Here is a 22,319-nt window from a genome sequence, read left to right on the forward strand (position 1 = left end):
TCTCCACCGTCTACACCGTCTACACCGTCAACGCCGTCTACGCGTCGAGCAGTTCGGGCTGGTGCTCGGCGTCGTAGGCCGCCCGCGCCTGCGCGATGTGGCCGCGGTTGCGCTCGGCCCAGTCGGTCAGCCGCTGCAGCGTCTCGTGCAGTTCCAGGGCCACCGGGGTGAGTCCGTACTCCACCTTCGGGGGCACGGTCGGATACACGGTGCGGGTCACCAGCCCGTCGCGCTCCAGGTTGCGCAGGGTGAGGGTCAGCATCCGGCGGCTGATGCCCTCGATACCGCGCTCCAGTTCGGTGAAGCGGATGGGGCCGTGCGAGGCCGCGACCAGAATCTGGACGCTCCATTTTCCGGCGACCCTGTCAAGAACCTCGCGGACCGGGCACGCGTGCGCGTTCACCACCTGGACGGTTACATCGGTGTTCCTCTGGGACATCGAGCTGCCTCCTTACGTCTCCCCCCATGGTCACTCACCATGAACTCCGTTACAAGTCATGCACCTTGTGCACGAGCTGTTCCTGTTCATCTGTCCGGTGAGTTCTACGGCGATTGCGGAGGCCCAGAGGCCATGTCGACCACGACCGGAAAACCGACACCGACACCGGCGGCCCCGGTGGCGCTCTCACGAACATACCCCCGTTGGGCGTCCCTCGCCGTTCTGTGCGCGGGGATCCTGATGACCGTCCTCGACGGCAACATCGTCACGGTGGCGATGCCGGCCATCCAGCGCGATCTGGGTTTCAGCGGTCCCGGGCTGGCCTGGGTCGTCAACGCCTATCTGATCCCGTTCGGCGGACTGCTCCTGCTGGCGGGGCGTCTCGGCGACCTGCTGGGCCGCAAGCGGATGTTCACGACGGGCCTTGCGCTGTTCACGGTCGCGTCCCTGCTGTGCACGGTGGCGACCGGGCAGGGGGTGCTGATCGCGGCGCGGGCGATGCAGGGCGTGGGCGGGGCGATGACCTCCGCGGTGGTGCTCGGCATGCTGGTCGCCCTCTATCCGGAGCCGCGTGAACAGGGCCGGGCCATCGCGGTGTTCAGCGCGGTCGGCGCGGCGGGCGGCGCGCTCGGCACCTTCCTGGGCGGAGCGCTCACCCAGGCGCTGAGCTGGCACTGGATCTTCCTGATCAACCTGCCGACAGGGCTGGCCGCCTGGTTCGTGGCCACCCGGATCCTCGCCCCGGACCGGGGCGCCGGCCTGCGCCAGGGCGCCGACTTCCCGGGCGCCGCGCTGGTCACCGGCGCCCTGATGCTCACGGTCTACGTCATCGTCGGCGCCGGGGACCGCGGTCCGCTCGCCACCCTCCTCCTGACGGCCCTGGCGGTCGCCCTGTTCACGGCGTTCACCCTGCGGCAGGCACGCGCCCGGCGCCCGTTGCTGCGCCTGGGGCTGCTGCGCTCCCGGCTGCTCGCCGGCGCCAACGCCGTACAGGTGCTGATGGTCGCGACGATGTTCGGCTTCCAGTTCCTCGGCGCGCTGTATCTCCAACGCGTCCTTGGCTATGGCGAGTTGGCGACCGGCACCGCGTTTCTGCCGGCTCCGGTCGCGATCGGGCTGCTGATGCTGGGGCTGTCCGCGCGGACGATCGCCCGCTACGGCGCGTACCGCGTCCTGCTCTGCGGTCTGGTGCTGATCGTCGCCGGGATGGCCCTGTTGGGCCGGGTGCCGGTCGACGCCTCCTACGCCGTCGACGTGCTGCCGCCGCTGCTGCTGCTCGCCGCGGGATTCGCCGCGGCGATGCCGGCGCTGACCGGGCTGGCGATGTCCGGGGCGCGCGAGGAGGACGCGGGCCTGGCGTCCGGACTGTTCAACACCACGCAGGTGGTGGGCGGTTCGCTGGGGCTCGCGGTACTGAGCACCCTGGCGGCGAGCCGTACCGGCGGACTCCTGGACCGGGGTGCGGAGTTGATCCCCGCCACGGCGGAGGGCTACCGGCTGGCGTTCCGGGCGGCCACCGGAATCGCGGTGGCCGCCCTGGTGCTGGCGGCGGCGGTGCTGCGACCGCGGAACCAATGAGCCGGTACGGGGGCCGTACCGGTGAGCGGGACCACGGCCGTACCGGTGAGCCGGTGCCGCGGCCGTACCGGTGAGCCGGTACCGCGCTCGCCGCGGTCCCTCGGTCGCGGCGTCTCAACTCGCCTCGAAGAGGCCCTTGTTGTCCTCGGCCCAGGTGCGGAAGGTCCGGGCCGGGCGGCCCAGCACCTCGGTGACGTCCTCGGTGATCAGCGCGTTGCCTCCGGCGCGGACGAATGCCAGGCCGGTCAGGACGCCGTCCGCCCGGGTCCCGTCCATGCCCCAGGCCGTGCGGAGGAAGTCGCGGGTCTCGTCCGGGGACAGGTCCCGGGTCGGGACCGGGCGGCCGAGAACCCCGGCGAGCACGGTGGCCTGGCCGGGCACGGTGATCGCCTCGGGACCGGTCAGGACGTACGTCCGCCCGGCGTGCCCGGCGTCCAGCAGGGCCCGCACCGCCACCTCGGCGATGTCGCGCGGGTCGATCACGCCCGAGGCGCCGTCCCCGGTCATGTTGGGCACCGGCTGGTCCGCCCGGAGCGCTTCCCTCCAGGTCAGCGTGTTGGAGGCGAACGACGACGGCTGGAGCACCGTCCAGGCGAGCCCGCTGTCCCGCACCGCCCGCTCGCCGTCGACGTGCCACTGCGCGGAGGGGCCGGAAGCCGAGTCGCCGGTGAAGACGGCGGAGAGCTTCACCAGCCGTTCCACGCCCGCGGTCCGCGCCGCGGCGACCAGCGTCGCGTCCTCTCCCGCGTCGGGGCCGGGCGGCCTGAGCAGGAACACGGCCGTCGCGCCGGCCAGCGCGGCCTCCAGGGAGGCAGGGTCGCCGTAGTCCCCGCGCACCACCTCCAACCCGGCGGGGACCCGCGCCTTCGCCGGGTCCCGGGTGAGCGCGCGCACCTTCGTACCGCGCTCGGCCAACTGTCGTACGACGTCACTGCCGATGGTGCCCGTGGCACCCGTCACCAGAATCATGCGGACCACGATGGGCGGGTCCGGGCGGCCGGCTCTTGGAAATTCCGGCACAGCCGGCCCGCCCGGACGGTGGCGCGGCTCGCTTACCGTGGAAGCGTGCCGATGACCATCGCCCAGTCGCTTCCGGCCCCGCCCGAGGGGCTGCGCCCGTGGATCGCCGAGGTGCGGACCATGTCCTTCGCCGAGCCGCCCGAGGGGACGTTCGTCCATCTGCCGGACGCGGCGATCAAGGTGGTGCTGCGGGTGACGGGGGACGGACGGCGTGACGTCCTGGCCATCGGGCCGCGGGTGCGGGCGACCTACCACGAGGGCAAGTCCCATATCTCGTGCGTGGAGTTGCGCCTCGCTCCGGGAACCGCCCGGCACCTGCTGGGTGTTCCGGCCGCGGGGCTGGTCGGCCGGGTGGTGCCGCTGGACGACCTGCCGGGCGGGGCGGCCAGCCGGTTCGCGCGTGAGGTGCGGTGGCTGGACCCGCGGGAGGCGCTGCCGCGCATCACCGAGGTACTGCCCGGCATGCTGTCGGAGCAGCCGGATCCGGCCCGGACGGCGCTGCTGCGGGCGGGCGTCGAGGCGTTGTCGGTGCGGCTGGACCGGGCGCCCGCCCAGGTGCGGGACGTGGCCCGGCAACTGGCGGTCAGCGAACGCCAGTTGCGGAACCTGTTCACCGACGGCATCGGGGTCTCCCCGAAGCATTACGCCCGTATCGACCGCGTCCGCACGCTCGCCGCCCGGGCGGGGAGCGCGGGCTGGTCCGAACTGGCCGCCGCCACCGGCTACTTCGACCAGTCGCACATGACGACCGACTTCCGCGCCCTGATGGGCGTTCCGCCCCGCTCGTACATGACCGGCCGGCTCCCCGCGCTCAGCCCCTGCCGGGCGGTCCGGGCCGCCGGCTGAATTCGGATGCGCGGCGGTCGCCGGCACGCGGGACCGGGAGACCGCCCGCAGCGACGTTACGAGATCGACCGGGGCGACGCGAGGGGCACGGCCCCCGGGGCCTCAGGGATTTCGGAGGCCGTGCTCTTCTCCTCCGCGCGCCGCCGGCCCAGGTGGTTGAAGACGAGGTTGAGCAGTACGGCCGCCACACAGCCCGTCGAGATGCCCGAGTCCAGGACGATCCGGGCGGTCTCCGGGAAGGCGTGGTAGAAGTCCGGCGCGGTGATCGGCACGATGCCGACGGCGAGGGACACGGCGACGATCAGCACGTTCTCGTCCTTGTCCAGGCCGGCCTTGACCAGGGTCTGGATGCCGCTGGCCGCCACCGAGCCGAAGAGGACCACGCCCGCGCCGCCCAGCACCGGCCGGGGTACGACGGCGATCAGCGAGGCCGCCATCGGGCACAGGCCCATCAGCACCAGGAAGCCGCCGCCGACCGCGACCACGAACCGGCTGCGGATCCGGGTCATCGCGACCAGGCCGATGTTCTGGGCGAAGGCGCTGCACATGAAGCCGTTGAAGAGCGGGCTGATCGCCGAGCCGAGGGTGTCGGCGCGCAGCCCGGCCGCGATCGTCCGCTCGTCGGCAGGGCGTTCGACGATCTCGCCCAGTGCCAGCATGTCCGCGGTCGACTCGGTCATCGAGACCACCATCACCACGCACATGGAGAGGATCGCGGCGATGTGGAACTGCGGGGCGCCGAAGTGGAAGGGGGTCGGGAAGCCGACGACGTCCGCGTCGGCGACCGGCCCGAAGTCCGTGAGGCCGAACGGCAGGGCGGCGACCGTGCCGGCGACCAGGCCGATCAGCACGGCGATCTGTTTGACGAAGCCCCGGGTGAAGCGGCGCAGGAGCAGGACCATGAGGAGGGTTGCGGCGGCCAGGCCCAGGTACTTGGCCGCACCGTAGTCGTGCGCCGCCGGGTCGGGGCCCTGCGCCCAGCCGAAGGCCACCGGGAGCAGCGAGACGCCGATGAGGGTGATGACCGTGCCGGTGACGACGGGCGGGAAGAACCGGACCGCCTTGCTGAAGGAGGGGGCGGCGAGGAAGCCGAGGAGGCCGGCGACGATCACCGCGCCGAAGATGACCGGCAGGGCGTCGGACTTGTCGTGGGCGGAGGCGGCGATCGCGGTCATCGGGGCGACCCCGGCGAAGGTGACGCCGTTGACGAAGGGCAGCCGGGCGCCGATCTTCCCTATGCCGAGGGTCTGCAGGAAGGTGGCCAGGCCCGCGGTGAAGAGGCAGGCGCCGGTGAGGAAGGTCAGTTCGGTACCGGTCAGGCCGATGGCCGCGCCGACGATCAGGGGCGGAGCGACGACTCCGGCGTACATCGCGGCCACGTGCTGAAGGCCCGTGGTGGCCATTTTCAGGGGCGGGAGTTTCTCGTCGACGGGGTGCGAGGACACAGCGGCTCTCCTCCGGTCGGGTACGCGTCGGCTCTGACGCGGGTTTCAGGGAGGTGGTGCGTGTTGGGCGTGGGGGCACCTCCCGCTCGAGCGAAGCCGAGAGTGGGGGAGGGACCGAAGGGGGACGGGTGACCGTTCCTGGGCGCGCGCGAGGAAGCACGCGCCCAGGAGACGGCCGCCGTGGATCCCGCTGGGGTCCACGGCTGCCGGCCGGGAGCCGTCCCTCCTGGCCGGAGCTGAGATGCCGTACGGCTGAAGTGCCGTACCGCTGAAGTGCCGTACCGCGGATTCCGTACCTCAAGTGCCGTACGGAGAAGAGGAGTTACTGTGCGGCGATGTGCGCCAGCCGCTGGGCTTCGGCCCGCGTGGCGCGGGCGATCGCGTCCTCGTCGACGTGCAGCAGGCGGTTGTCCTCGACGATCTGACGGCCGTTCACGAAGGAGGCCGTGACCGGGGCGGCCGCGCCGAGGACCAGGGCGGTCACCGGGTCGGCGATGGAGGCGTGGGCGAGGGTGTCCAGCTTCCAGAGCACCAGGTCGGCGAGCTTGCCGGGTTCCAGGGAGCCGATCTGGCTCGCGCGGCCGAGGACCTGGGCGCCGCCGTAGGTGCCCAGGCGCAGTGCCTGGCGGGCGTTGAGGGCGGCCTCCCGGTGCGCGCCGAGGCGGTTGATCAGCAGCGCGTTGCGCAGTTCGGTGTGGAGTTCGCCGGACTCGTTGGACGCGGTGCCGTCGACGCCGAGGCCGACCGGGACTCCGGCGGCGAGCATGTCGGGGACGCGGGCGATGCCGGCCGCGAGGCGGGCGTTGGACGACGGGCAGTGGGCGACACCGGTCCTGGTGCGGGCGAAGGCGGCGATGTCGGAGTCGTTCATGTGGACGCAGTGCGCCATCCACACGTCCTCGCCGAGCCAGCCGGTGGACTCGAAGTAGTCGGTCGGGCCCATCCCGAACAGTTCCTTGCAGAACTGCTCCTCCTCGACGGTCTCCGAGCCGTGGGTGTGCAACCGGACCCCGAGGCGGCGGGCCAACTCGGCTCCCTGTCGCAGGAGTTCGGTGGAGACGGAGAAGGGCGAGCAGGGGGCGACGGCCACCTGGGTCATCGCGTCGAAGGAGGGGTCGTGGTGCTCCTTGACGGTCGCCTCGGTGGCGGCGAGGGCGCCTTCGAGGGTCTCGACGGCGAAGTCCGGGGGCAGGCCGCCGTCCTTCTCGCTGCGGTCCATGGAGCCGCGGGCGAGGGTGAAACGGACGCCGGTCTCGCGGGCGGCGCGGATGATCGCGCCGGAGAGGTCGCCGGAGTCCTTCGGGTAGACGTAGTGGTGGTCCATCGCGGTGGTGACACCGCCGCGGGCCATCATGGCGAGCGAGCCCTGGGCGGCCGCGTACACCATCGGCTCGTCGATGCGCGCCCAGGTCGGGTACAGCGCGACCAGCCAGTTGAAGAGGTTGTGGTCGGTGGCCAGGCCCCGGGTGATCCACTGGTAGTAGTGGTGGTGGGTGTTGACCAGGCCGGGCGTCACCAGATGACCGGTGGCGTCGACACGGCGTACGACGTTCTCCAGGCCCTCGGGTGCCCGGCCCGCGCCGAGCGACTCGATACGGTTGCCGGCGATGACGACGTACCCGTCCGCGTACTCGGTGTCGTGGGCGTCGACGGTCGCGATCGAACAGTTCTCGATGACGGTGCGCCGGTCTGCTGCCATGATTCGTCCTTTTCGCTCAGTGGACTTGTGGTGTGGGCACGGCAGGACCCCGGGGATTTGAGTGCCGCGGCCGGATCGCTGGGCGTCACCGGCCGCGGGTGCCGAGAAGGTGGGGTGGATCAGAGGTTGGTGAGGTCCACCGGGATCTTCGCCTCGCAGCCGTCCCGGAGGATGGTCGCCTCGATCAGGCCGTAGGGCCGGTCGGCGGCGTAGTACACGGCACCGTCTTCGGTGGCGTTCTTGAGCCCGAACGGCTCCAGGTCGACCAGGAAGTGGTGCTTGTTGGGCAGCGAGAAGCGGACCTCGTCTATCTCGCCGCGGTTGTTGATGATGCGCGAGCCCATCTGGTACAGCGTCTGCTGGAGCGAGAGGGAGTACGTCTCGGCGAAGGCCTGGAGCATGTGCTTCTTCGTCTGCTCGTAGGACTTCTCCCAACTCGGCATCTTCTGCTCGTCGTCGGTCCAGTTGAACCGCCAGCGGGCGGAGACCTGGGTGGCCAGGATGCGGTCGTACGCCTCGGGGAGGGTCGTGTACTTGTCCTTGACGTAGCCCCAGAACTCGGAGTTGGTCGAGTTCATCACGACGAGGTCCTTGAGGCCGGATATGATCTCCCACTGCGAACCGTCGTACGTGATCTGCGTGAGCCGGGTCTCCTGACCCTTGCGTACGAAGGAGTGCTTGACCTCGTCCGCGCCGATGAACTTCGAGTTGGCGTCGGAAGCCTCGATGCGCTCCCAGGCGTACTCCTCTATCCGGATCCGGGCCGTCCTGATCGGCTCCTGGCTGGTCACGAAGTGCCGGGCCAGGTGGATACCGAACTGTTCGGCCGACTCGATGCCGTGCTCCTTGGCGAACGCGAACACCGTGTTCTTGGTGGTGTCGGTCGGCAGGACGTTGGCGTTGGAGCCGGAGTAGTGGACCTCGTCCATGTCGCCGGAGAGCGACACCGACACGTTCAGGTCCTTGATGTGGTGGGTGGCACCGTCCCGCGTGATCTTCACGACCCGGTTCTCGGCCTTGCCGTACTGGTTCTGTCCAAGAATGGTAGGCATGTAGCTAGCTCCCTCGGTAAACGGAGTAGCCGAACGGGTTGAGCAGCAGCGGTACGTGGTAGTGCTCGCCCGGCACGACGGCGAACGTGATCGCCACCTCCGGGAAGAACACGCCCGGTCCGCTGTCCCGATTCGCGGGGGCGTCCTGCTGCGCATCGGCTTGCTTCTTCGCGAACTCTTCGAAATACGGCTCCACGGCGAAGTCGAGCCGTACGTGGGTGGTCCCCGCCGGCAGCGCCGGCAGGTCCTTGCACCGGCCGTCCGTGTCGGTCGCGCTGCCGCCGAGCGCCTGCCAGTTCGCGTCACGGCCCTCGCGGGCGGACAGCTGGACGGCGACGCCCTCGGCGGGACGGCCGAGCGAGGTGTCCAGGATGTGGGTGGACACGGAGGCGGTGGTGCTGGTGCTCATGGTGTCAGGCGTCCTCTGTGACGAGTCGGGCGAGCCGGATGCGGTTGATCTTGCCCAGTTCGGTGCGGACGATCTCCCGCTCCTGCTCGGGCGCGTTGCCGATCCGCTCCTTGACCGCGTCCCGCATCTCCTCGCCGCTGCGGCCGGTGGCGCAGATCAGGAAGACATGGCCGAACTTCTCCTGGTACGCCAGGTTGAGTTCGAGCATCTCCGCCTTGAGCGCTTCGGCGGCGCCGGCCATGCCGGACTGTTCGCGGGCCGAGGTCGGGTCGCCGGGCTTGGGCCGGCCGATCGGCGGGTGTCCGGCCATGGCCTCCGCCAGGTCGGCCGGGCTCAGCTCGGCCATGGCCGCGTCACTGGCGGAGTAGAGGGCCTCGGGGGTGGCGTAGGGGCGGGCGGCAAGCAGTCGCCGGGCCCATGCGGTGGAGGCACACGCCTCGTGGAGGGCGGCGAACGCCGCGTGCTCCTCCAGAACATTGAACCGGGCCAGACCCGGGGGCGTGGAAGTCGACGTCACGGGAGCCTCCGTGGCCGTAGGCGGCCTTCGTGCTGAACGGGCTGCCGTTAGCTAACGCCCTCCGGAACCCAGCGTCAACACTTTGTTGAAAATTCCGCGTAACAACCCCGGGACGCACCCCGCGGGTCAGTTCTCCTTCTCGCGGTTGAGGTAGTTGTAGACGGTGAAGCGGCTCACGCCGAGCGCGCCCGCCACGGTCTCCACACCGTGCCGTACGGAGAAGGCGCCCCGCGCCTCCAGTATGCGCACGACCTCCTGCTTCGCCTTGCGGTCCAGGTCGGCCAGCGGCTTGCCCTGCTTGCGCTCCATGGCGACCAGGATGTGATCGAGGGAGTCGGCGAGCTGCGGCAGCCGTACGGCGACCACGTCGACGCCCTCCCAGGCGAGGACGACGTCGTCGGTGCCGGCCTCGTCGGGCGGGAGCATCTCCCCGCCCATGGCGTCGACCAGCGGCTTCACGGCCGTGATGAAGGGCTCGTCCGCGTTTCCGGTCACTTGTCGCCGCCCTCCCCCACCACGTTGACCTGGAGCGAGATCCGGGTGGCCCCGGCCTCCAGGCTCTGGCGCAGCAGCGCGTCCACGGCGCCGAGCACGGCGTCGGCGCCGCCCTCGGCCGTGTTCCCGAACGGCCCGACGTCCACCGCGTCCAGCTGAGCACCCTCGATGACCTCACGGGCGACCAGCGCGTGCGCGGGTGCCTCGTCCAGGTCGAAGGGCTCGGTCGTGAACTCCACTCTCAATCGCATTGTGCCCCCAGAAAACGTCCCTGACCTGCACTTCGGCCGACCGCTGCACAGCCGCGACGCACCCTGGGCCAGTCAGTTCCACCGCGACGGAGCCGCTGCGTCCGCCACGAGCCGACCCTAGCCGACCGGGGCGCCCCTCCGCCCGGCCCTCGGTCAGGCCGTTCGTCCGGTGGATCAGCCCTGCTCGCGGTCTGCCGGCGGAGGCGTCGTGGCAGCCTCCCGGCTCAGCCGCGCTTGCGCAGGAAGCTCCGCAGCCGTCGCTCCGGCCAGGTGTTGATCACGTCGTCCTTGGTGAGCCAGCCGCGCTGGGCGGTGCCGATGCCGTACCGCATGACGGCCAGATGGGGGACGGCGTGGGCGTCGCTGTTCACGGCGAACTTCACGCCGTGCCGCCGGGCCCGCAGGATGTCCTCGTCGCGCAGGTCGAGGCGGTCCGGGTGGGCGTTGATCTCCAGGGCCGTCCCCGTGCGGGCGCACGCGTCGAAGACCGCGTCGAGGTCGGCGTCGATGCCGGGCCGCCTGCCGATGAGGCGGGTGGTGGGGTGGCCGATGATGTGGACGTGCGGGTTCTCGCAGGCCCGGACGAGCCGCCGGGTCAGGGCCTCGCGGCTCTGGCTGAAGTGCGAGTGGATCGACGCCACGCACAGGTCGAACCCGGCGAGGAAGTCGTCCGGCCAGTCCACCTCGCCCTCGGGGCCGATGTTCAGCTCGGTGCCGTGCAGCAGCCGCAGCCCGTCGCGCCGGCCCTTGGTGGGGTAGGTGCCGTCGAGCTCGCGCACCCGCTCGCGCTGGGCCAGCATCCGCTCGTCGGTCATGCGCTGCATGGTCAGGTCGGGCGCGTGGTCGGTGATCGCGTAGTAGGCGTAGCCGCGCCGAGCCGCCGCCTCCACCATCTCCTCCAGCGGTGCGAGCCCGTCGGTGAGGTCGGTGTGGGTGTGCAGGTCGCCGCGCAGGTCGGCCTCGGTGACCAGCTCCGGCAGCTCGTCCCGCACCCCCGCCTCGATCTCGCCGCGGTCCTCGCGCAGGGTCGGCGGGATCCAGGGCAGGCCGAGGCGGGCGTACACCTCCTCCTCGGTCCCGGAGGCGATCTTCTGGCCGCTCTCGACGTCGAAGAGCCCGTACTCGGAGAGCTTGAGCTTCTGGTGCACGGCCCGTTCGCGGGTGCGGATGTTGTGGGCCTTCGAGCCGGTGAAGTACTGGAGTGCCGCGCCCCAGGAGTCCGGCGGTACGACCCGCAGGTCGACGTTGAGCCCTTTGCCGGTGCGGACCGACGTTTTGGTCTCGCCCTGCCCGATGACTTCGGTGACGTAGGGCAGTTCGGTGAACGCCCGCATGATCGGCGCGGACTTCCTGGCCGCGACGAGGATGTCGATGTCACCGATCGTCTCGCGGAACCGGCGCAGTGACCCGGCGTACGCGCACTTCTCGCAGCCGGTCACCGCGGACAGCGCGCCGACGATGCTCTCCGCCAGGTCCATGGCGACGTCGATCCGCACCCGGCCCCCTGCCGACCGGAGCAGCTCGATGCCGTGCAGGATGTTCTCCTCGGTCTTCGGCCCGAAGCCCTTGAGATCCCGCAGCCGCTCCTGGTGGATGGCGTCGGCGAGTTCCTCGACCGAGGAGACGCCCAGCTCCTCGTAGACCGCCATCGCCTTCTTCGGGCCGAGGGTGGGGATGGCGGTCAGCCGTCGTACCCCGGCCGGGATCTTCGCCCGCAGCTCCTCCACGGCGGACACGCTGCCCTGGCCGAAGAACTCCAGGACCTTCTGGGCGATCGACTTCCCGACGTTCGGGATCTCCTGGAGCCCCTTGAGGTCGAGCGTGGCGACGTCGGCGTGGTGACCGCCGACCGCCCGGGCGGCCTTCTCGTAGACCCGCGCCTTGAAGGTGTCTCCGCCGGTGATCGAGATCAGGTCCGCGTACTCCTGGAGCAGGGCGGCAACCTCGTCGTTGGACCGTGCCATGCCTTCAGGGTAGGGCGCGGGTTTTGCGCGGGCGCTCTTGACAGCTCTCCCAGGGCACAGGCAGTCTTCCATTAAGCAGAAATCAACTTCCGTAATACGGAAATACAGACAAGCGGAAGGGAGCGCCGACCCCCATGGGATTTGCAGAGCAGCGCTTCAACGTCAACCTGTCGATCCTCTTCACGGAACTCCCGCTGCTGGAGCGCCCCGCGGCCGCCGCCGCGGCCGGCTTCGGCGCGGTCGAGCTGTGGTGGCCCTGGGTCGACTCCCCCACCCCCGAGCGGTCCGGGCTCGACGCGCTGAAGAGCGCGATCGAGGACGCGGGCGTGCGGCTGACCGGCCTGAACTTCTACGCCGGGCAACTGCCCGGCCCCGACCGGGGCGCCCTGTCGATCCCGGGCGCGGAGTCCGGGAGGTTCCGCGCCAACATCGACGTGGCGGCCGGCTTCGCCCAGTCGCTCGGCTGCAAGGCGCTCAACGCGCTGTACGGCAACCGCGTCGAGGGCGTGGACCCGGCCGGGCAGGACGCGCTGGCCCTGGAGAACCTGGCACTCGCGGCCCGCGCGGCCGACGAGATCGGCGCGGTGCTCCTGATCGAGACCCTCAACCGGCCCGAGTCCCCGCGGTACCCGCTGGTGAGCGCACCGGCCGGCGTCGGCGTCGTCGACAAGGTCAACGAGGCCACGGGGCTCGGCAACGCGCGCTTCCTCATGGACCTGTACCACCTGTCCATGAACGGCGAGGACCTGCCGTCGGCGATCGAGCGGTACGCGGCGAAGACCGGCCACGTGCAGATCGCCGACAACCCCGGCCGCGGCGCCCCGGGCACGGGTTCGCTCCCCCTGGAGGAGCTGCTCGACCAGCTGCGGAAGGCCGGCTACGACGGCTGGGTGGGCCTGGAGTACAAGCCGGGCGACCGCCCGAGCGCGGAGGCCTTCGGCTGGCTGCCGGTGGAGCAGCGCGCCGCCCGTTGAGGTGACCGCCACTGGGGGCTGCCGCCCCCAGACCCCCGCTTCGGCCTGAACGGCCTCGTCCTCAATCGCCGGACGGGCTGCTTTTGGCGACGCCCGCCGAGCAGCAGACGTATCACAGCAGTCAGAGAGGCACCCCCTATGAGCACACTCCCCAAGATCGCCTGGATAGGCCTCGGCATCATGGGCTCCCCCATGTCCGAGAACCTGGTCAAGGCGGGTTACGACGTCACCGGCTTCACCCTGGAGCGGGAGAAGCTGGACCGGCTGGCCGCGGCCGGCGGCACCGCGGCCTCCTCGATCGCCGAGGCCGTGCGCGACGCCGACGTGGTCATCACGATGGTGCCCGCGTCGCCGCAGGTCGAGGCCATCGCCTACGGTCCCGAGGGCATCCTGGAGAACGTGAAGCCGGGCACGCTGCTGATCGACATGTCGTCCATCACCCCGCAGACCTCCGTCGACCTGGCGAAGGCGGCCCGGGACAAGGGCGTCCGCGTCCTGGACGCGCCGGTGTCCGGCGGCGAGGCCGGGGCGGTCGAGGCCGTGCTGTCCATCATGGTCGGCGGCGAGCAGGCCGACTTCGACACCGCGAAGCCGATCTTCGGGGCGCTGGGCAGGACCATCGTGCTGTGCGGTCCGCACGGCTCCGGCCAGACCGTGAAGGCCGCCAACCAGCTGATCGTCGCCGTCAACATCCAGGCGTGCGCCGAGGCCGTGGTCTTCCTGGAGAAGTCCGGCGTGGACCTGACGGCCGCACTGGACGTGCTGAACGGCGGCCTGGCCGGCTCGACCGTGCTGACGCGGAAGAAGGACAACTTCCTGAACCGCGACTTCGCTCCGGGCTTCCGGATCGACCTGCACCACAAGGACATGGGCATCGTGACCGACGCGGCCCGCAATGTCGGCGCGGCCCTGCCGGTCGGCGCCGTGGTGGCCCAACTGGTCGCCTCCCTGCGTGCACAGGGCGACGGCGGCCTCGACCACTCCGCGCTGCTGCGCGCGGTGGAGCGCCTCTCCGGCGCCCAGGTCTGAGCCGCACCCCACGACTTCCGGGCGGCGCCGGCGCTGACAACTGTCCTGTCGCGCCCAGGCGCCGGCGCCGCCCGGAAACCACTTCAACAAACTGTTGACGCCTCAGCCGACCCGATCCTAGGCTCCACAAAGCGGAAATGAATTTCCGCTGACACCCGCACGGAAGGTCCACGATGTCGAAGCGCGTGCTCACCACCGAGTCCGGCGCCCCGGTCGCCGACAACCAGAACTCCGCCTCCGCCGGCGTCGGCGGCCCGCTCCTCCTCCAGGACCAGCACCTCCTCGAGAAGCTCGCGCGCTTCAACCGTGAGCGGATCCCGGTGGGGGCACCTCCCACGCCCTTAAGGCAGTGGGGGAGGGTGGTGCACGCCCGTGGCAGTGGCGCGTACGGGTACTTCGAAGTGACCGACGACGTCACCGGCTTCACCCGCGCCGACTTCCTGAGCACGGTCGGCCGGCGCACCGAGGTCTTCCTGCGGTTCTCGACGGTCGCCGACTCCCTCGGCGGCGCCGACGCCGTCCGCGACCCGCGCGGCTTCGCCGTCAAGTTCTATACGGAAGAGGGCAATTACGACCTCGTCGGGAACAACACCCCCGTGTTCTTCATCAAGGACCCCATCAAGTTCCCCGACTTCATCCACTCGCAGAAGCGCGACCCCTTCACGGGCCGTCAGGAGCCGGACAACGTCTGGGACTTCTGGGCGCATGCCCCCGAGGCCACGCACCAGGTGACCTGGCTGATGGGCGACCGGGGCATCCCGGCGTCGTACCGCCACATGAACGGCTACGGCTCGCACACCTACCAGTGGACGAACGCCGAGGGCGCGGCCTTCTTCGTCAAGTACCACTTCAAGACCAACCAGGGCGTGCGCAGTCTCAGCGGCGAGCAGGCGGCGGAACTCGCGGGCAAGGACCCCAACTCGCACCAGACGGACCTGCTCCAGGCCATCGAGCGGGGCGTCAACCCGTCCTGGACCCTCCACGTCCAGATCATGCCGGCGGCCGAGGCGGCGGACTACCGCTTCAACCCGTTCGACCTGACCAAGGTGTGGCCGCACCGGGACTACCCGCTCCAGCGGGTGGGCCGCCTGGTCCTGGACCGCAACCCGGACAACGTCTTCGCCGAGGTCGAGCAGGCCGCGTTCTCCCCCAACAACTTCGTGCCGGGCATCGGCCCCTCCCCCGACAAGATGCTCCAGGGCCGCCTGTTCGCCTACGCGGACGCGCACCGCTACCGCCTGGGCGTCAACCACACCCTGCTGGCCGTCAACGCCCCGAAGGCGACGACCGCGCAGAACTACGGCCGGGACGGCCTCATGGCCGCCAACCCGCAGGGCCGGTACGCCAAGAACTACGAGCCGAACTCTTACGACGGCCCGGTGGAGACCGGCCGTCCGCTGGCGGCTCCGCTGGCCGTCACCGGTCACACCGGCACCCACGAGGCCCCGCCGCACACCAAGGACGACGACTTCTACCAGGCGGGCGAGCTGTACCGGCTGATGTCCGAGGAGGAGAAGCGGCGTCTGGTCGCGAACATCGCCGGCGGCCTCGCACAGGTCTCCCGCGACGACGTGATCGAGAAGAACCTGGCCCACTTCCACGCCGCCGACCCGGAGTACGGCAAGCGCGTGGAGGAGGCGGTCCACGCCCTGCGCGAGGACTGACACGAACGGCCCGCGCACGGCCGGACGGCCCGGATGAGGGGTGGCCGGCCGGAGGTGCGCGGGCGTGGCACGGACCGCGGCGGCGTGCGAGCCAGTGCGGTGGTGAAGGAACCGAGCGCCCTTCTCGACCAGAGGGAAGCGCGCCCCGGCTCCGTCGCACCCGCCGCGGTCCCAGCCGTTCCAGACCCCGTCCGGCGGCGCGAACGACCTGTCGCGCCCAGCCTCGCGCCGTCGGACGGCCACAGCCGAAGAACCCTCGCCGAGCGCCGGAGCGCCGGATGCGGAACCGTCCGTATCCTCCGCTCCGGCGCTTCGGCGTACCCGCGTCCGCGCTTCGGCGTGCGCATCCGCGCCGGCCGCAGCACGCTGAAGGCATGACAGCGCACCCACCGACGGAGTTCCCGCACATCGTCGTGCACGCTCCCGCCCTGGACGGCTCCCGACGGGTCACCGAGGGGGAGGTGACCCTGGGGCTCGCCTCACACCTCGACGACGTGATCGAGATCCTGCGGATGGCCGATCTGGACCGGATCGAGGTCGAGGAGAGCGACCTCATCGAGTGGCAGGGCGGCGGACCGGACGACTGGCCGGGGCTCACCGAGCATCCCGAAAGCCCCTGAACCCGGGTGAAGCGGATGACGAATCCTCAAATCAAGCTCTGAATCTTGTTCAGCACGCTTCAACCGCCCCGGTCGACGGGCATATTCACTCCACACGGAGCCCGCCGGCACGGGGGCGGCGGGCCCCGTGTCACCCACAACGCGAAGCGGGCGGCCCATCCCTCCGGATGGACCGCCCGCTCTGTTGTGCCCCGGCTGTCGTGCCCCTGCCGTTGCGGGGCGGCTCAGACCTTCAGCGTCCTGATGGACGTCGGCGCATGGCCGGGTTCGGTCGCGATCTCCTCGAACTCGACGACGTTGCCGATGTCGTTGGTCGTGGACATCGAGATGTTGGTGACCCGCTCCAGGATCGCCTCCACCACCACCGGCACCTGGTGCTCCTGCGCCAGCTTCTTGGCCTGCTCGAAGGCCGCGCCCAGCTCGTTCGGGTCGGTCACCCGGATCGCCTTGCAGCCCAGGCCCTCGACGACCTTCACATGGTCGACGCCGTAGACGCCCAGCTCCGGCGAGTTGATGTTCTCGAACTCCAGGCTGACCTGGAAGTCGATGTCGAAGGCCCGCTGCGCCTGACGGATCAGGCCCAGGTAGGAGTTGTTGACGAGGACATGGACGTACGGGATCTTGTGCTGCGCCCCGACCGCCAGCTCCTCCAGCATGAACTGGAAGTCGTAGTCGCCGGAGAGGGCGACGACGGAGGCCTCCGGGTCGGCCTTGGCGACGCCCAGCGCGGCCGGGATCGTCCAGCCGAGGGGGCCCGCCTGGCCGCAGTTGATCCAGTGCCGCGGCCTGAAGACGTGCAGCATCTGGGCGCCGGCGATCTGCGAGAGGCCGATCGTGGAGACGTACCGGGTCTCCGGACCGAAGGCCTTGTTCATCTCCTCGTAGACGCGCTGCGGCTTGATCGGGATGTCGTCGAAGTGGGTACGGCGCTGGAGGGTCGCCTTCTTCTCCTGGGTCGCGGCGGCCCACTCGCTCCGGTCGGGCAGCCTGCCCGCCGCCTTCAGCTCCCGTGCCACCGCCACGAACAGCTCCAGCGCGGCCTTGGCGTCGGAGGCGATGCCGTAGTCGGGAGCGAAGATCCTGCCGATCTGGGTCGGCTCGATGTCCACGTGCACGAACTTCCGGCCGGCCGTGTAGACGTCCAGCTTGCCGGTGTGGCGGTTGGCCCAGCGGTTGCCGATGCCGAGGACGAAGTCGGACTCCAGGAAGGTCGCGTTGCCGTAGCGGTGCGAGGTCTGCAGGCCGACCATGCCGGCGTTCAGCTCGTGGTCGTCGGGGAGCACGCCCCAGCCCATGAGGGTGGGCACGACCGGGATCCCCGTCAACTCCGCGAACTCCACCAGCAGTTCGGCGGCATCCGCGTTGATGACCCCGCCGCCCGCGACGATCAGCGGCCGCTCGGAGGCGTTCAGCAGACCGATCGCCTTCTCGATCTGGGCACGGGTCGCGGCCGGCTTGTAGACCGGGAGCGGCTCGTAGGTCTCCGGGTCGAACTCGATCTCGGTGAGCTGGACGTCGACCGGCAGGTCGATCAGGACCGGGCCGGGGCGGCCGGAGCGCATCAGGTGGAAGGCCTGCTGGAAGACGCCGGGGACCTGGGCCGCCTCCAGCACGGTGACCGCCATCTTCGTCACCGGCTTGGCGATCGAGGCGATGTCGACGGCCTGGAAGTCCTCCTTGTGGATCACCGCGGTCGGCGCCTGGCCGGTGATGCAGAGGATCGGGACGGAGTCGCCGGTGGCCGAGTACAGCCCGGTGATCATGTCGGTGCCGGCCGGACCGGAGGTGCCGATGCAGACGCCGATGTTGCCGGGGTGGGTCCGGGTGTAGCCCTCGGCCATGTGCGAGGCGCCCTCGACATGGCGGGCGAGGGTGTGGTTGATGCCGCCGGAGGCCTTGAGTGCCGCGTAGAACGGGTTGATCGCCGCGCCCGGCACCCCGAACGCGGCGCTGACGCCCTCGCGCTTGAGGATCTCAACTGCCGCGCGGGCAGCGGTCATTCGAGCCATCGAGTACTCCTGCTTCGGCTGTCGGATGCCTGCTCCCGTCGCGCCCCGCGGTGAGCATAATTCCGCAATACGGAAAATAACTTCTACTATCTGAAATCAATGTAAGCGCGGGGGCGAACGTCGTCAAGGGACGGACAACCGGGCCCCTGCGGGAGCACCATGGGATCGCTGAACCGACGCGACGCCTGAGGTGGGGCCATGTCCGAGAGCGTGCCGGTGCGCTGTCCGGCCTGTACGCGCGAGCACGTCTACACCGCGCCGTCGTACCCCTGCGCCTGCGGTGCCCCGGTCACCCCGTCCCTCGACGGCACGGCCCCGCCGACGCCGGTGGCGCACCGCGCCTGGGACGAGGACTGGGTGACGGTGAGCTGCGGCTCCTGCGGCCGCCGGGACCAGTGGCCGCGGCCGGAGCTGGGCTGCCCGTGCGGGGCGGTACTGCGCGTGCCGGTGGCCGGGACCGAGTCCGCGCCCGGGCCGGATCCCGAGCCGCGGCCGCCCTTCCAGCCGGTCACGATCCGGACCGCCCGGGACGCGGTCACCGCCGCCGCGCTCTATCTGCGCTGGCTCGGCTACCGGAACATACGCCGCGCCGACCAGCGTCCGCCGAACGGCATCGGCCTGGCCGCGCGGGGTCTGGTCGCCCAGGTGGACCCGACCGTGCGGCCGGCCTCGCTGCGGGACGTGGAGTGCCTGTGGCTGACGGCGATGACGGAGGACTCCGGCTGCGTGTACTTCTCCCTCGCGGGGTACGCCGAGGACGCGCGTGAGCGGGCCGACGCGCTGGGGGTGCCGCTGTTCGTTCTGGACCTGACGGGGACGCCGCAGCCGGTCAACGAACTCGCGGACGGCCTCAACGCGTCGGGCGCCGTCTGAGACCGTGGTCCTGGACGGCGCCCGGCGAACGGAGAGGCTCAGCCTCCGTAGGTCTGCCTCAGCTCGATCTTCCGTACCTTCCCCGACACGGTCATCGGGAAGGTCTCCAGGATCTGGATCCGGCTCGGCGCCTTGTAGTGGGCCAGGCGGCCCGCGCAGAAGGCGCGCAGTTCCTCCAGGGTCGGCGGGTCGGCCGGGTCGTGCGGGATGACACAGGCCAGGACCTCCTCGCCGTACCTCTCGTGCGGCACCCCGACCACCTGGACGTCCCGGATCTTGGGGTGGGCGTAGAGGAACTCCTCGATCTCGCGCGGATAGATGTTCTCGCCGCCCCGGATGATCATGTCCTTGATCCGGCCGACGATCTCGACGTACCCGTCGTCACGCATCATCGCCAGGTCGCCGGTGTGCATCCAGCGCCCGGGGTCGACGGCCTCCGCGGTCTTCTCGGGCTCGTTCCAGTAGCCGAGCATCACGCTGTAGCCGCGGGTGCACAACTCGCCTGCCGCGCCTCGGGGCTGGGTGACCCCGGTGGCCGGGTCGACGACCTTGACCTCCAGGTGCGGCAGCACCCGGCCGACCGTGCCGGTGCGGTGTTCCAGGTCGTCGTCGATACGGGTCTGGAGGGACACCGGGCTGGTCTCGGTCATGCCGTAGCAGATGGAGACCTCCGCCATGTGCATCTCCGCGACCACCCGCTTCATCACCTCGACCGGGCAGGGCGAGCCCGCCATGATGCCGGTGCGCAGCGAGGACAGGTCGTACGAGGCGAAGTCGGGGAGGTTCAGCTCCGCGATGAACATGGTCGGCACGCCGTAGAGGGAGGTGCAGCGCTCCCGCTGGACCGTCTCCAGGGTGGCCTCGGGGTCGAAGGACGGGGCCGGGATCACGATGCAGGCGCCGTGCGAGGTGGCGGCCAGGTTGCCCATCACCATGCCGAAGCAGTGGTAGAAGGGCACCGGGATGCAGATCCGGTCCTGCTCGGTGTAGGAGATCAACTCTCCGACGAAGTAACCGTTGTTGAGGATGTTGTGGTGGGAGAGCGTGGCCCCCTTGGGGAAGCCGGTCGTGCCCGACGTGTACTGGATGTTGATGGGGTCGTCGCAGGACAGCTCGCTCCTGCGCGTCCAGAAGTCCTCGTACAGGTCGGGTGTCCCGCGCCGCAGCAGCGCGTCCCAGGTCGGGTCGCCGATGTACACGGCCTCCCGCAACTGCGGGCACCTGCCCCGCACTTCCTCCACCATCGCCCGGTAGTCGCTGCTCTTGTGGCTGACGGAGGCGAACAGGAGGGAGATCCCGGCCTGGTTGAGGACGTACTCGACCTCGTGGGTGCGGTAGGCCGGGTTGATGTTCACCATGATCGCCCCGATCCGGGCGGTGGCGTACTGGACGAGCACCCACTCCGCGCAGTTGACCGCCCAGATCCCCACCCGGTCACCCTTGGCGACCCCGCTCGCCAGCAGCGCGTACGCCAACCGGTCCACGTCCGCGGCGAACTCGCCGTACGTCCAGCGCCGCCCGGACGGCACGTCGACGAGTGCCTCGCGGTCCGGCCAGGCCGCGACGGCCCGGTCGAGGTCGGCGCCGATGGTGTCGCCGAGCAGCACGGTCCCGCTCGTGCCGTGTGTGTAAGAGGTGCTCACCGGAAATCCTCCTCGCGGTACTCGTCCGCCGACCCGGCCGCCGTGGCCTCGCGGAGTTCGATCCGGCGGATCTTGCCGGAGACGGTCTTGGGCAGCGCCGCGAACTCCAGCCTGCGGACCCGCTTGTACGGCGCCAGGACCTGACGGGAGTGCTCGAAGAGCACCTTCGCGGTGTCCGGGCCCGGCTCCCAGCCCGCCGCAAGGACGATGTACGCCTTGGGCACGGCGAGCCGCAGTTCGTCCGGCGCCGGGACGACGGCCGCCTCGGCCACCGCCTCGTGTTCGAGGAGCGCGCTCTCCAGCTCGAACGGGCTGATCTTGTAGTCGGACGCCTTGAACACGTCGTCCGCGCGGCCGACGTAGGTGATGTAGCCGTCCTCGTCCCGGGAGCCGATGTCACCGGTGCGGTAGTAGCCGCCGGCCATCGCCTCCGCCGTACGGTCCGCGTCCCCGTGGTACCCGGTCATCAGGCCCACCGGCCGCGCCGACAGGTCGAGGGCGATCTCGCCCTCCGTCACCCCCGGCGCGCCCGACACCGGGTCGAGCAGTTCGACGCGGTATCCCGGACTCGGCCGGCCCATCGAGCCGGTCTTCAGCGGCTGCCCGGGGCTGTTGGAGACCTGCACGGCCGTCTCGGTCTGCCCGAACCCGTCCCGGATGGTGACGTGCCAGGCCCGCCGCACCTGCTCGATCACCTCGGGGTTGAGCGGCTCGCCGGCCGCCACCACCTCACGGGGCGGGGTGCGCAGCTGGGTCAGGTCGGCCTGGATCAGCATCCGCCACACCGTCGGCGGAGCGCAGAAGGAGGTCACCCCGTGCCGGTCCATCTCGGCCATCAGCCGGCCCGCGTCGAAACGGCTGTAGTTGTGGATGAAGACGGTCGCCTCCGCGTTCCACGGCGCGAACAGGTTCGACCAGGCGTGCTTGGCCCAGCCCGGCGAGGAGATGTTCAGATGGACGTCGCCCGGCTTGAGGCCGATCCAGTACAGGGTGGCCAGATGCCCGATGGGGTACGAGGTGTGGGTGTGCTCGACCAGCTTGGGCCGGGCGGTGGTGCCCGAGGTGAAGTAGAGCATCAGCGGGTCGTCGGCGAGCGTCGGCCCGTCCGGCAGGAACCCGTCGGAGGCCACGTACGCGTCCTCGTACGCCTCCCAGCCCTCCGCCGGCCCGCCCACGGCGAACCGGGTGTACACCCCGGGCGCCTCGGCGAACTTGGCGGCGTCCTCGGCGCGCGTGATGACGTGCTTCACCCGGCCCCGGTCGACGCGGTCGCGCAGGTCGGCCGGGCCGAGCAGCGGGGTGGCCGGGATGACGACGGCGCGCAGCTTCATCGCGGCCAGCGCGGTCTCCCACAGCTCGGCCTGGTTGCCGAGCATGACGAGGATGCGGTCCTCCGGCTCGACGCCCCGCGCCCGCAGATGGTTCGCGACCCGGTCGGAGCGCTCGGACAGCTCGGCGAAGGACAGCTTCGTCTCGGTGCCGTCCTCCTCGACGATGTGCAGGGCGGTGCGGCCGTTGCCCTCGGCGATGACGTCGAACCAGTCGAGCGCCCAGTTGAAGTGGTCCGGACGCGGCCATACGAAGCCCTCGTAAGCGGTGGCATAGTCCGTACGGTGTTCCAGCAGGAAGTCCCGTGCCCTGCGGAAGTCCTCCGTCGCACTCGTCATACGCGTCTCCTTCGGTACCGGACCATTGCCGGGCGGCTCTCTGGCATCGTGTAATCCGTGATGCAGGTCTCACTACCCCCGTACGGGGGTGTGGACAGCACGAGGCCGGGTCGAAGGGGCAGGAC

General features: G+C 70.5%; 20 protein-coding genes. 7 read left to right on the forward strand and 13 right to left on the reverse strand.

Going from position 1 to position 22,319, the window contains the following annotated elements:
* Positions 1 to 37: 37 nt before the first annotated feature.
* Positions 38 to 439, reverse strand: coding sequence for a winged helix-turn-helix transcriptional regulator (locus ACFWXC_RS14895; protein ID WP_384478575.1), 402 nt, complete (start codon positions 437 to 439; stop codon positions 38 to 40).
* Positions 440 to 571: 132 nt separating this feature from the next.
* Here ACFWXC_RS14895 and ACFWXC_RS14900 point away from each other — a divergent pair, with 132 nt between their 5' ends.
* The gene (locus ACFWXC_RS14900) at positions 572 to 2,017 is read left to right on the forward strand and encodes an MFS transporter (RefSeq protein ID WP_384478578.1); all 1,446 of its coding nucleotides are present in this window, start codon (positions 572 to 574) and stop codon (positions 2,015 to 2,017) included.
* Positions 2,018 to 2,131: 114 nt separating this feature from the next.
* Here ACFWXC_RS14900 and ACFWXC_RS14905 read toward each other — a convergent pair whose 3' ends face one another.
* Complete coding sequence (locus tag ACFWXC_RS14905; protein WP_384478581.1) at positions 2,132 to 2,986, reverse strand: SDR family oxidoreductase; 855 nt, start codon at positions 2,984 to 2,986, stop codon at positions 2,132 to 2,134.
* A gap of 102 nt (positions 2,987 to 3,088) precedes the next feature.
* On the opposite strand from ACFWXC_RS14905, the gene ACFWXC_RS14910 reads away from it, so the two are divergent.
* On the forward strand, positions 3,089 to 3,883 hold the full coding sequence (locus ACFWXC_RS14910) for a helix-turn-helix domain-containing protein (protein WP_384478941.1): 795 nt from the start codon (positions 3,089 to 3,091) through the stop codon (positions 3,881 to 3,883).
* A 56-nt stretch (positions 3,884 to 3,939) separates the two neighbouring features.
* On the opposite strand, the gene ACFWXC_RS14915 is transcribed toward ACFWXC_RS14910, so the two are convergent.
* From ACFWXC_RS14915 to polX, 8 genes are all read right to left on the reverse strand, one after another.
* Positions 3,940 to 5,328, reverse strand: coding sequence for a nucleobase:cation symporter-2 family protein (locus ACFWXC_RS14915; RefSeq protein ID WP_384478584.1), 1,389 nt, complete (start codon positions 5,326 to 5,328; stop codon positions 3,940 to 3,942).
* A gap of 322 nt (positions 5,329 to 5,650) precedes the next feature.
* A complete protein-coding gene (locus ACFWXC_RS14920; protein WP_384478587.1) occupies positions 5,651 to 7,027 on the reverse strand; it encodes an 8-oxoguanine deaminase in 1,377 nt (458 codons plus the stop codon).
* A 119-nt stretch (positions 7,028 to 7,146) separates the two neighbouring features.
* On the reverse strand, positions 7,147 to 8,079 hold the full coding sequence (gene pucL / locus ACFWXC_RS14925; protein ID WP_384478590.1) for a factor-independent urate hydroxylase: 933 nt from the start codon (positions 8,077 to 8,079) through the stop codon (positions 7,147 to 7,149).
* A gap of 4 nt (positions 8,080 to 8,083) precedes the next feature.
* Complete coding sequence (gene uraH, locus ACFWXC_RS14930) at positions 8,084 to 8,488, reverse strand: hydroxyisourate hydrolase (protein ID WP_384478593.1); 405 nt, start codon at positions 8,486 to 8,488, stop codon at positions 8,084 to 8,086.
* Between the two features lie 4 nt (positions 8,489 to 8,492).
* A complete protein-coding gene (gene uraD, locus ACFWXC_RS14935; RefSeq protein ID WP_384478596.1) occupies positions 8,493 to 9,005 on the reverse strand; it encodes a 2-oxo-4-hydroxy-4-carboxy-5-ureidoimidazoline decarboxylase in 513 nt (170 codons plus the stop codon).
* A gap of 126 nt (positions 9,006 to 9,131) precedes the next feature.
* Positions 9,132 to 9,500, reverse strand: coding sequence for a helix-turn-helix domain-containing protein (locus tag ACFWXC_RS14940; protein WP_384478599.1), 369 nt, complete (start codon positions 9,498 to 9,500; stop codon positions 9,132 to 9,134).
* Positions 9,497 to 9,751 (reverse strand): hypothetical protein, encoded by a 255-nt coding sequence (locus tag ACFWXC_RS14945; RefSeq protein WP_384478602.1) that lies wholly within the window; start codon positions 9,749 to 9,751, stop codon positions 9,497 to 9,499. The genes ACFWXC_RS14940 and ACFWXC_RS14945 overlap by 4 nt, the downstream gene beginning before the upstream one ends.
* A 224-nt stretch (positions 9,752 to 9,975) precedes the next feature.
* Positions 9,976 to 11,715 (reverse strand): DNA polymerase/3'-5' exonuclease PolX, encoded by a 1,740-nt coding sequence (gene polX, locus ACFWXC_RS14950; RefSeq protein ID WP_384478605.1) that lies wholly within the window; start codon positions 11,713 to 11,715, stop codon positions 9,976 to 9,978.
* Between the two features lie 134 nt (positions 11,716 to 11,849).
* Here polX and ACFWXC_RS14955 point away from each other — a divergent pair, with 134 nt between their 5' ends.
* The 4 genes from ACFWXC_RS14955 to ACFWXC_RS14970 all read left to right on the forward strand — a co-directional run bounded on the left by ACFWXC_RS14955 (position 11,850) and on the right by ACFWXC_RS14970 (position 16,002).
* On the forward strand, positions 11,850 to 12,689 hold the full coding sequence (locus tag ACFWXC_RS14955) for a TIM barrel protein (RefSeq protein ID WP_384478608.1): 840 nt from the start codon (positions 11,850 to 11,852) through the stop codon (positions 12,687 to 12,689).
* A 138-nt stretch (positions 12,690 to 12,827) separates the two neighbouring features.
* Positions 12,828 to 13,718, forward strand: coding sequence for a 2-hydroxy-3-oxopropionate reductase (locus tag ACFWXC_RS14960; RefSeq protein WP_384478611.1), 891 nt, complete (start codon positions 12,828 to 12,830; stop codon positions 13,716 to 13,718).
* A gap of 173 nt (positions 13,719 to 13,891) precedes the next feature.
* A complete protein-coding gene (locus tag ACFWXC_RS14965; RefSeq protein WP_384478614.1) occupies positions 13,892 to 15,382 on the forward strand; it encodes a catalase in 1,491 nt (496 codons plus the stop codon).
* A gap of 374 nt (positions 15,383 to 15,756) precedes the next feature.
* Complete coding sequence (locus tag ACFWXC_RS14970; RefSeq protein WP_351729710.1) at positions 15,757 to 16,002, forward strand: hypothetical protein; 246 nt, start codon at positions 15,757 to 15,759, stop codon at positions 16,000 to 16,002.
* A 224-nt stretch (positions 16,003 to 16,226) separates the two neighbouring features.
* On the opposite strand, the gene gcl is transcribed toward ACFWXC_RS14970, so the two are convergent.
* Positions 16,227 to 18,011: a glyoxylate carboligase gene (gene gcl, locus ACFWXC_RS14975; RefSeq protein WP_384478618.1), complete on the reverse strand. Its 1,785-nt coding sequence runs from the start codon at positions 18,009 to 18,011 to the stop codon at positions 16,227 to 16,229.
* A 198-nt stretch (positions 18,012 to 18,209) separates the two neighbouring features.
* Between gcl and ACFWXC_RS14980 the strand changes: the two genes are divergently transcribed.
* Positions 18,210 to 18,884 (forward strand): hypothetical protein, encoded by a 675-nt coding sequence (locus ACFWXC_RS14980; protein ID WP_384478621.1) that lies wholly within the window; start codon positions 18,210 to 18,212, stop codon positions 18,882 to 18,884.
* A gap of 38 nt (positions 18,885 to 18,922) precedes the next feature.
* Here ACFWXC_RS14980 and ACFWXC_RS14985 read toward each other — a convergent pair whose 3' ends face one another.
* On the reverse strand, positions 18,923 to 20,527 hold the full coding sequence (locus ACFWXC_RS14985) for an AMP-binding protein (RefSeq protein WP_384478624.1): 1,605 nt from the start codon (positions 20,525 to 20,527) through the stop codon (positions 18,923 to 18,925).
* Positions 20,524 to 22,194 (reverse strand): AMP-binding protein, encoded by a 1,671-nt coding sequence (locus tag ACFWXC_RS14990; protein WP_384478628.1) that lies wholly within the window; start codon positions 22,192 to 22,194, stop codon positions 20,524 to 20,526. Before ACFWXC_RS14990 ends, ACFWXC_RS14985 begins: the two co-directional genes overlap by 4 nt.
* Positions 22,195 to 22,319: the final 125 nt, after the last annotated feature.

Origin of the sequence: Streptomyces sp. NPDC058683, assembly GCF_042716195.1 — a bacterium.
Classification (GTDB): Bacteria; Actinomycetota; Actinomycetes; order Streptomycetales; family Streptomycetaceae; genus Streptomyces.

What these genes read in the sequence shown, in the direction of transcription:
- ACFWXC_RS14895 (WP_384478575.1), bottom strand. Translation starts at nt 439, where the DNA reads ATGTCCCAGAGGAACACCGATGTAACCGTCCAGGTGGTGAACGCGCAC.
- ACFWXC_RS14900 (WP_384478578.1), top strand. Translation starts at nt 572, where the DNA reads ATGTCGACCACGACCGGAAAACCGACACCGACACCGGCGGCCCCGGTG.
- ACFWXC_RS14905 (WP_384478581.1), bottom strand. Translation starts at nt 2,986, where the DNA reads ATGATTCTGGTGACGGGTGCCACGGGCACCATCGGCAGTGACGTCGTA.
- ACFWXC_RS14910 (WP_384478941.1), top strand. Translation starts at nt 3,089, where the DNA reads ATGACCATCGCCCAGTCGCTTCCGGCCCCGCCCGAGGGGCTGCGCCCG.
- ACFWXC_RS14920 (WP_384478587.1), bottom strand. Translation starts at nt 7,027, where the DNA reads ATGGCAGCAGACCGGCGCACCGTCATCGAGAACTGTTCGATCGCGACC.
- pucL (WP_384478590.1), bottom strand. Translation starts at nt 8,079, where the DNA reads ATGCCTACCATTCTTGGACAGAACCAGTACGGCAAGGCCGAGAACCGG.
- uraH (WP_384478593.1), bottom strand. Translation starts at nt 8,488, where the DNA reads ATGAGCACCAGCACCACCGCCTCCGTGTCCACCCACATCCTGGACACC.
- ACFWXC_RS14945 (WP_384478602.1), bottom strand. Translation starts at nt 9,751, where the DNA reads ATGCGATTGAGAGTGGAGTTCACGACCGAGCCCTTCGACCTGGACGAG.
- polX (WP_384478605.1), bottom strand. Translation starts at nt 11,715, where the DNA reads ATGGCACGGTCCAACGACGAGGTTGCCGCCCTGCTCCAGGAGTACGCG.
- ACFWXC_RS14955 (WP_384478608.1), top strand. Translation starts at nt 11,850, where the DNA reads ATGGGATTTGCAGAGCAGCGCTTCAACGTCAACCTGTCGATCCTCTTC.
- ACFWXC_RS14960 (WP_384478611.1), top strand. Translation starts at nt 12,828, where the DNA reads ATGAGCACACTCCCCAAGATCGCCTGGATAGGCCTCGGCATCATGGGC.
- ACFWXC_RS14965 (WP_384478614.1), top strand. Translation starts at nt 13,892, where the DNA reads ATGTCGAAGCGCGTGCTCACCACCGAGTCCGGCGCCCCGGTCGCCGAC.
- ACFWXC_RS14970 (WP_351729710.1), top strand. Translation starts at nt 15,757, where the DNA reads ATGACAGCGCACCCACCGACGGAGTTCCCGCACATCGTCGTGCACGCT.
- gcl (WP_384478618.1), bottom strand. Translation starts at nt 18,011, where the DNA reads ATGGCTCGAATGACCGCTGCCCGCGCGGCAGTTGAGATCCTCAAGCGC.
- ACFWXC_RS14980 (WP_384478621.1), top strand. Translation starts at nt 18,210, where the DNA reads ATGTCCGAGAGCGTGCCGGTGCGCTGTCCGGCCTGTACGCGCGAGCAC.
- ACFWXC_RS14990 (WP_384478628.1), bottom strand. Translation starts at nt 22,194, where the DNA reads ATGACGAGTGCGACGGAGGACTTCCGCAGGGCACGGGACTTCCTGCTG.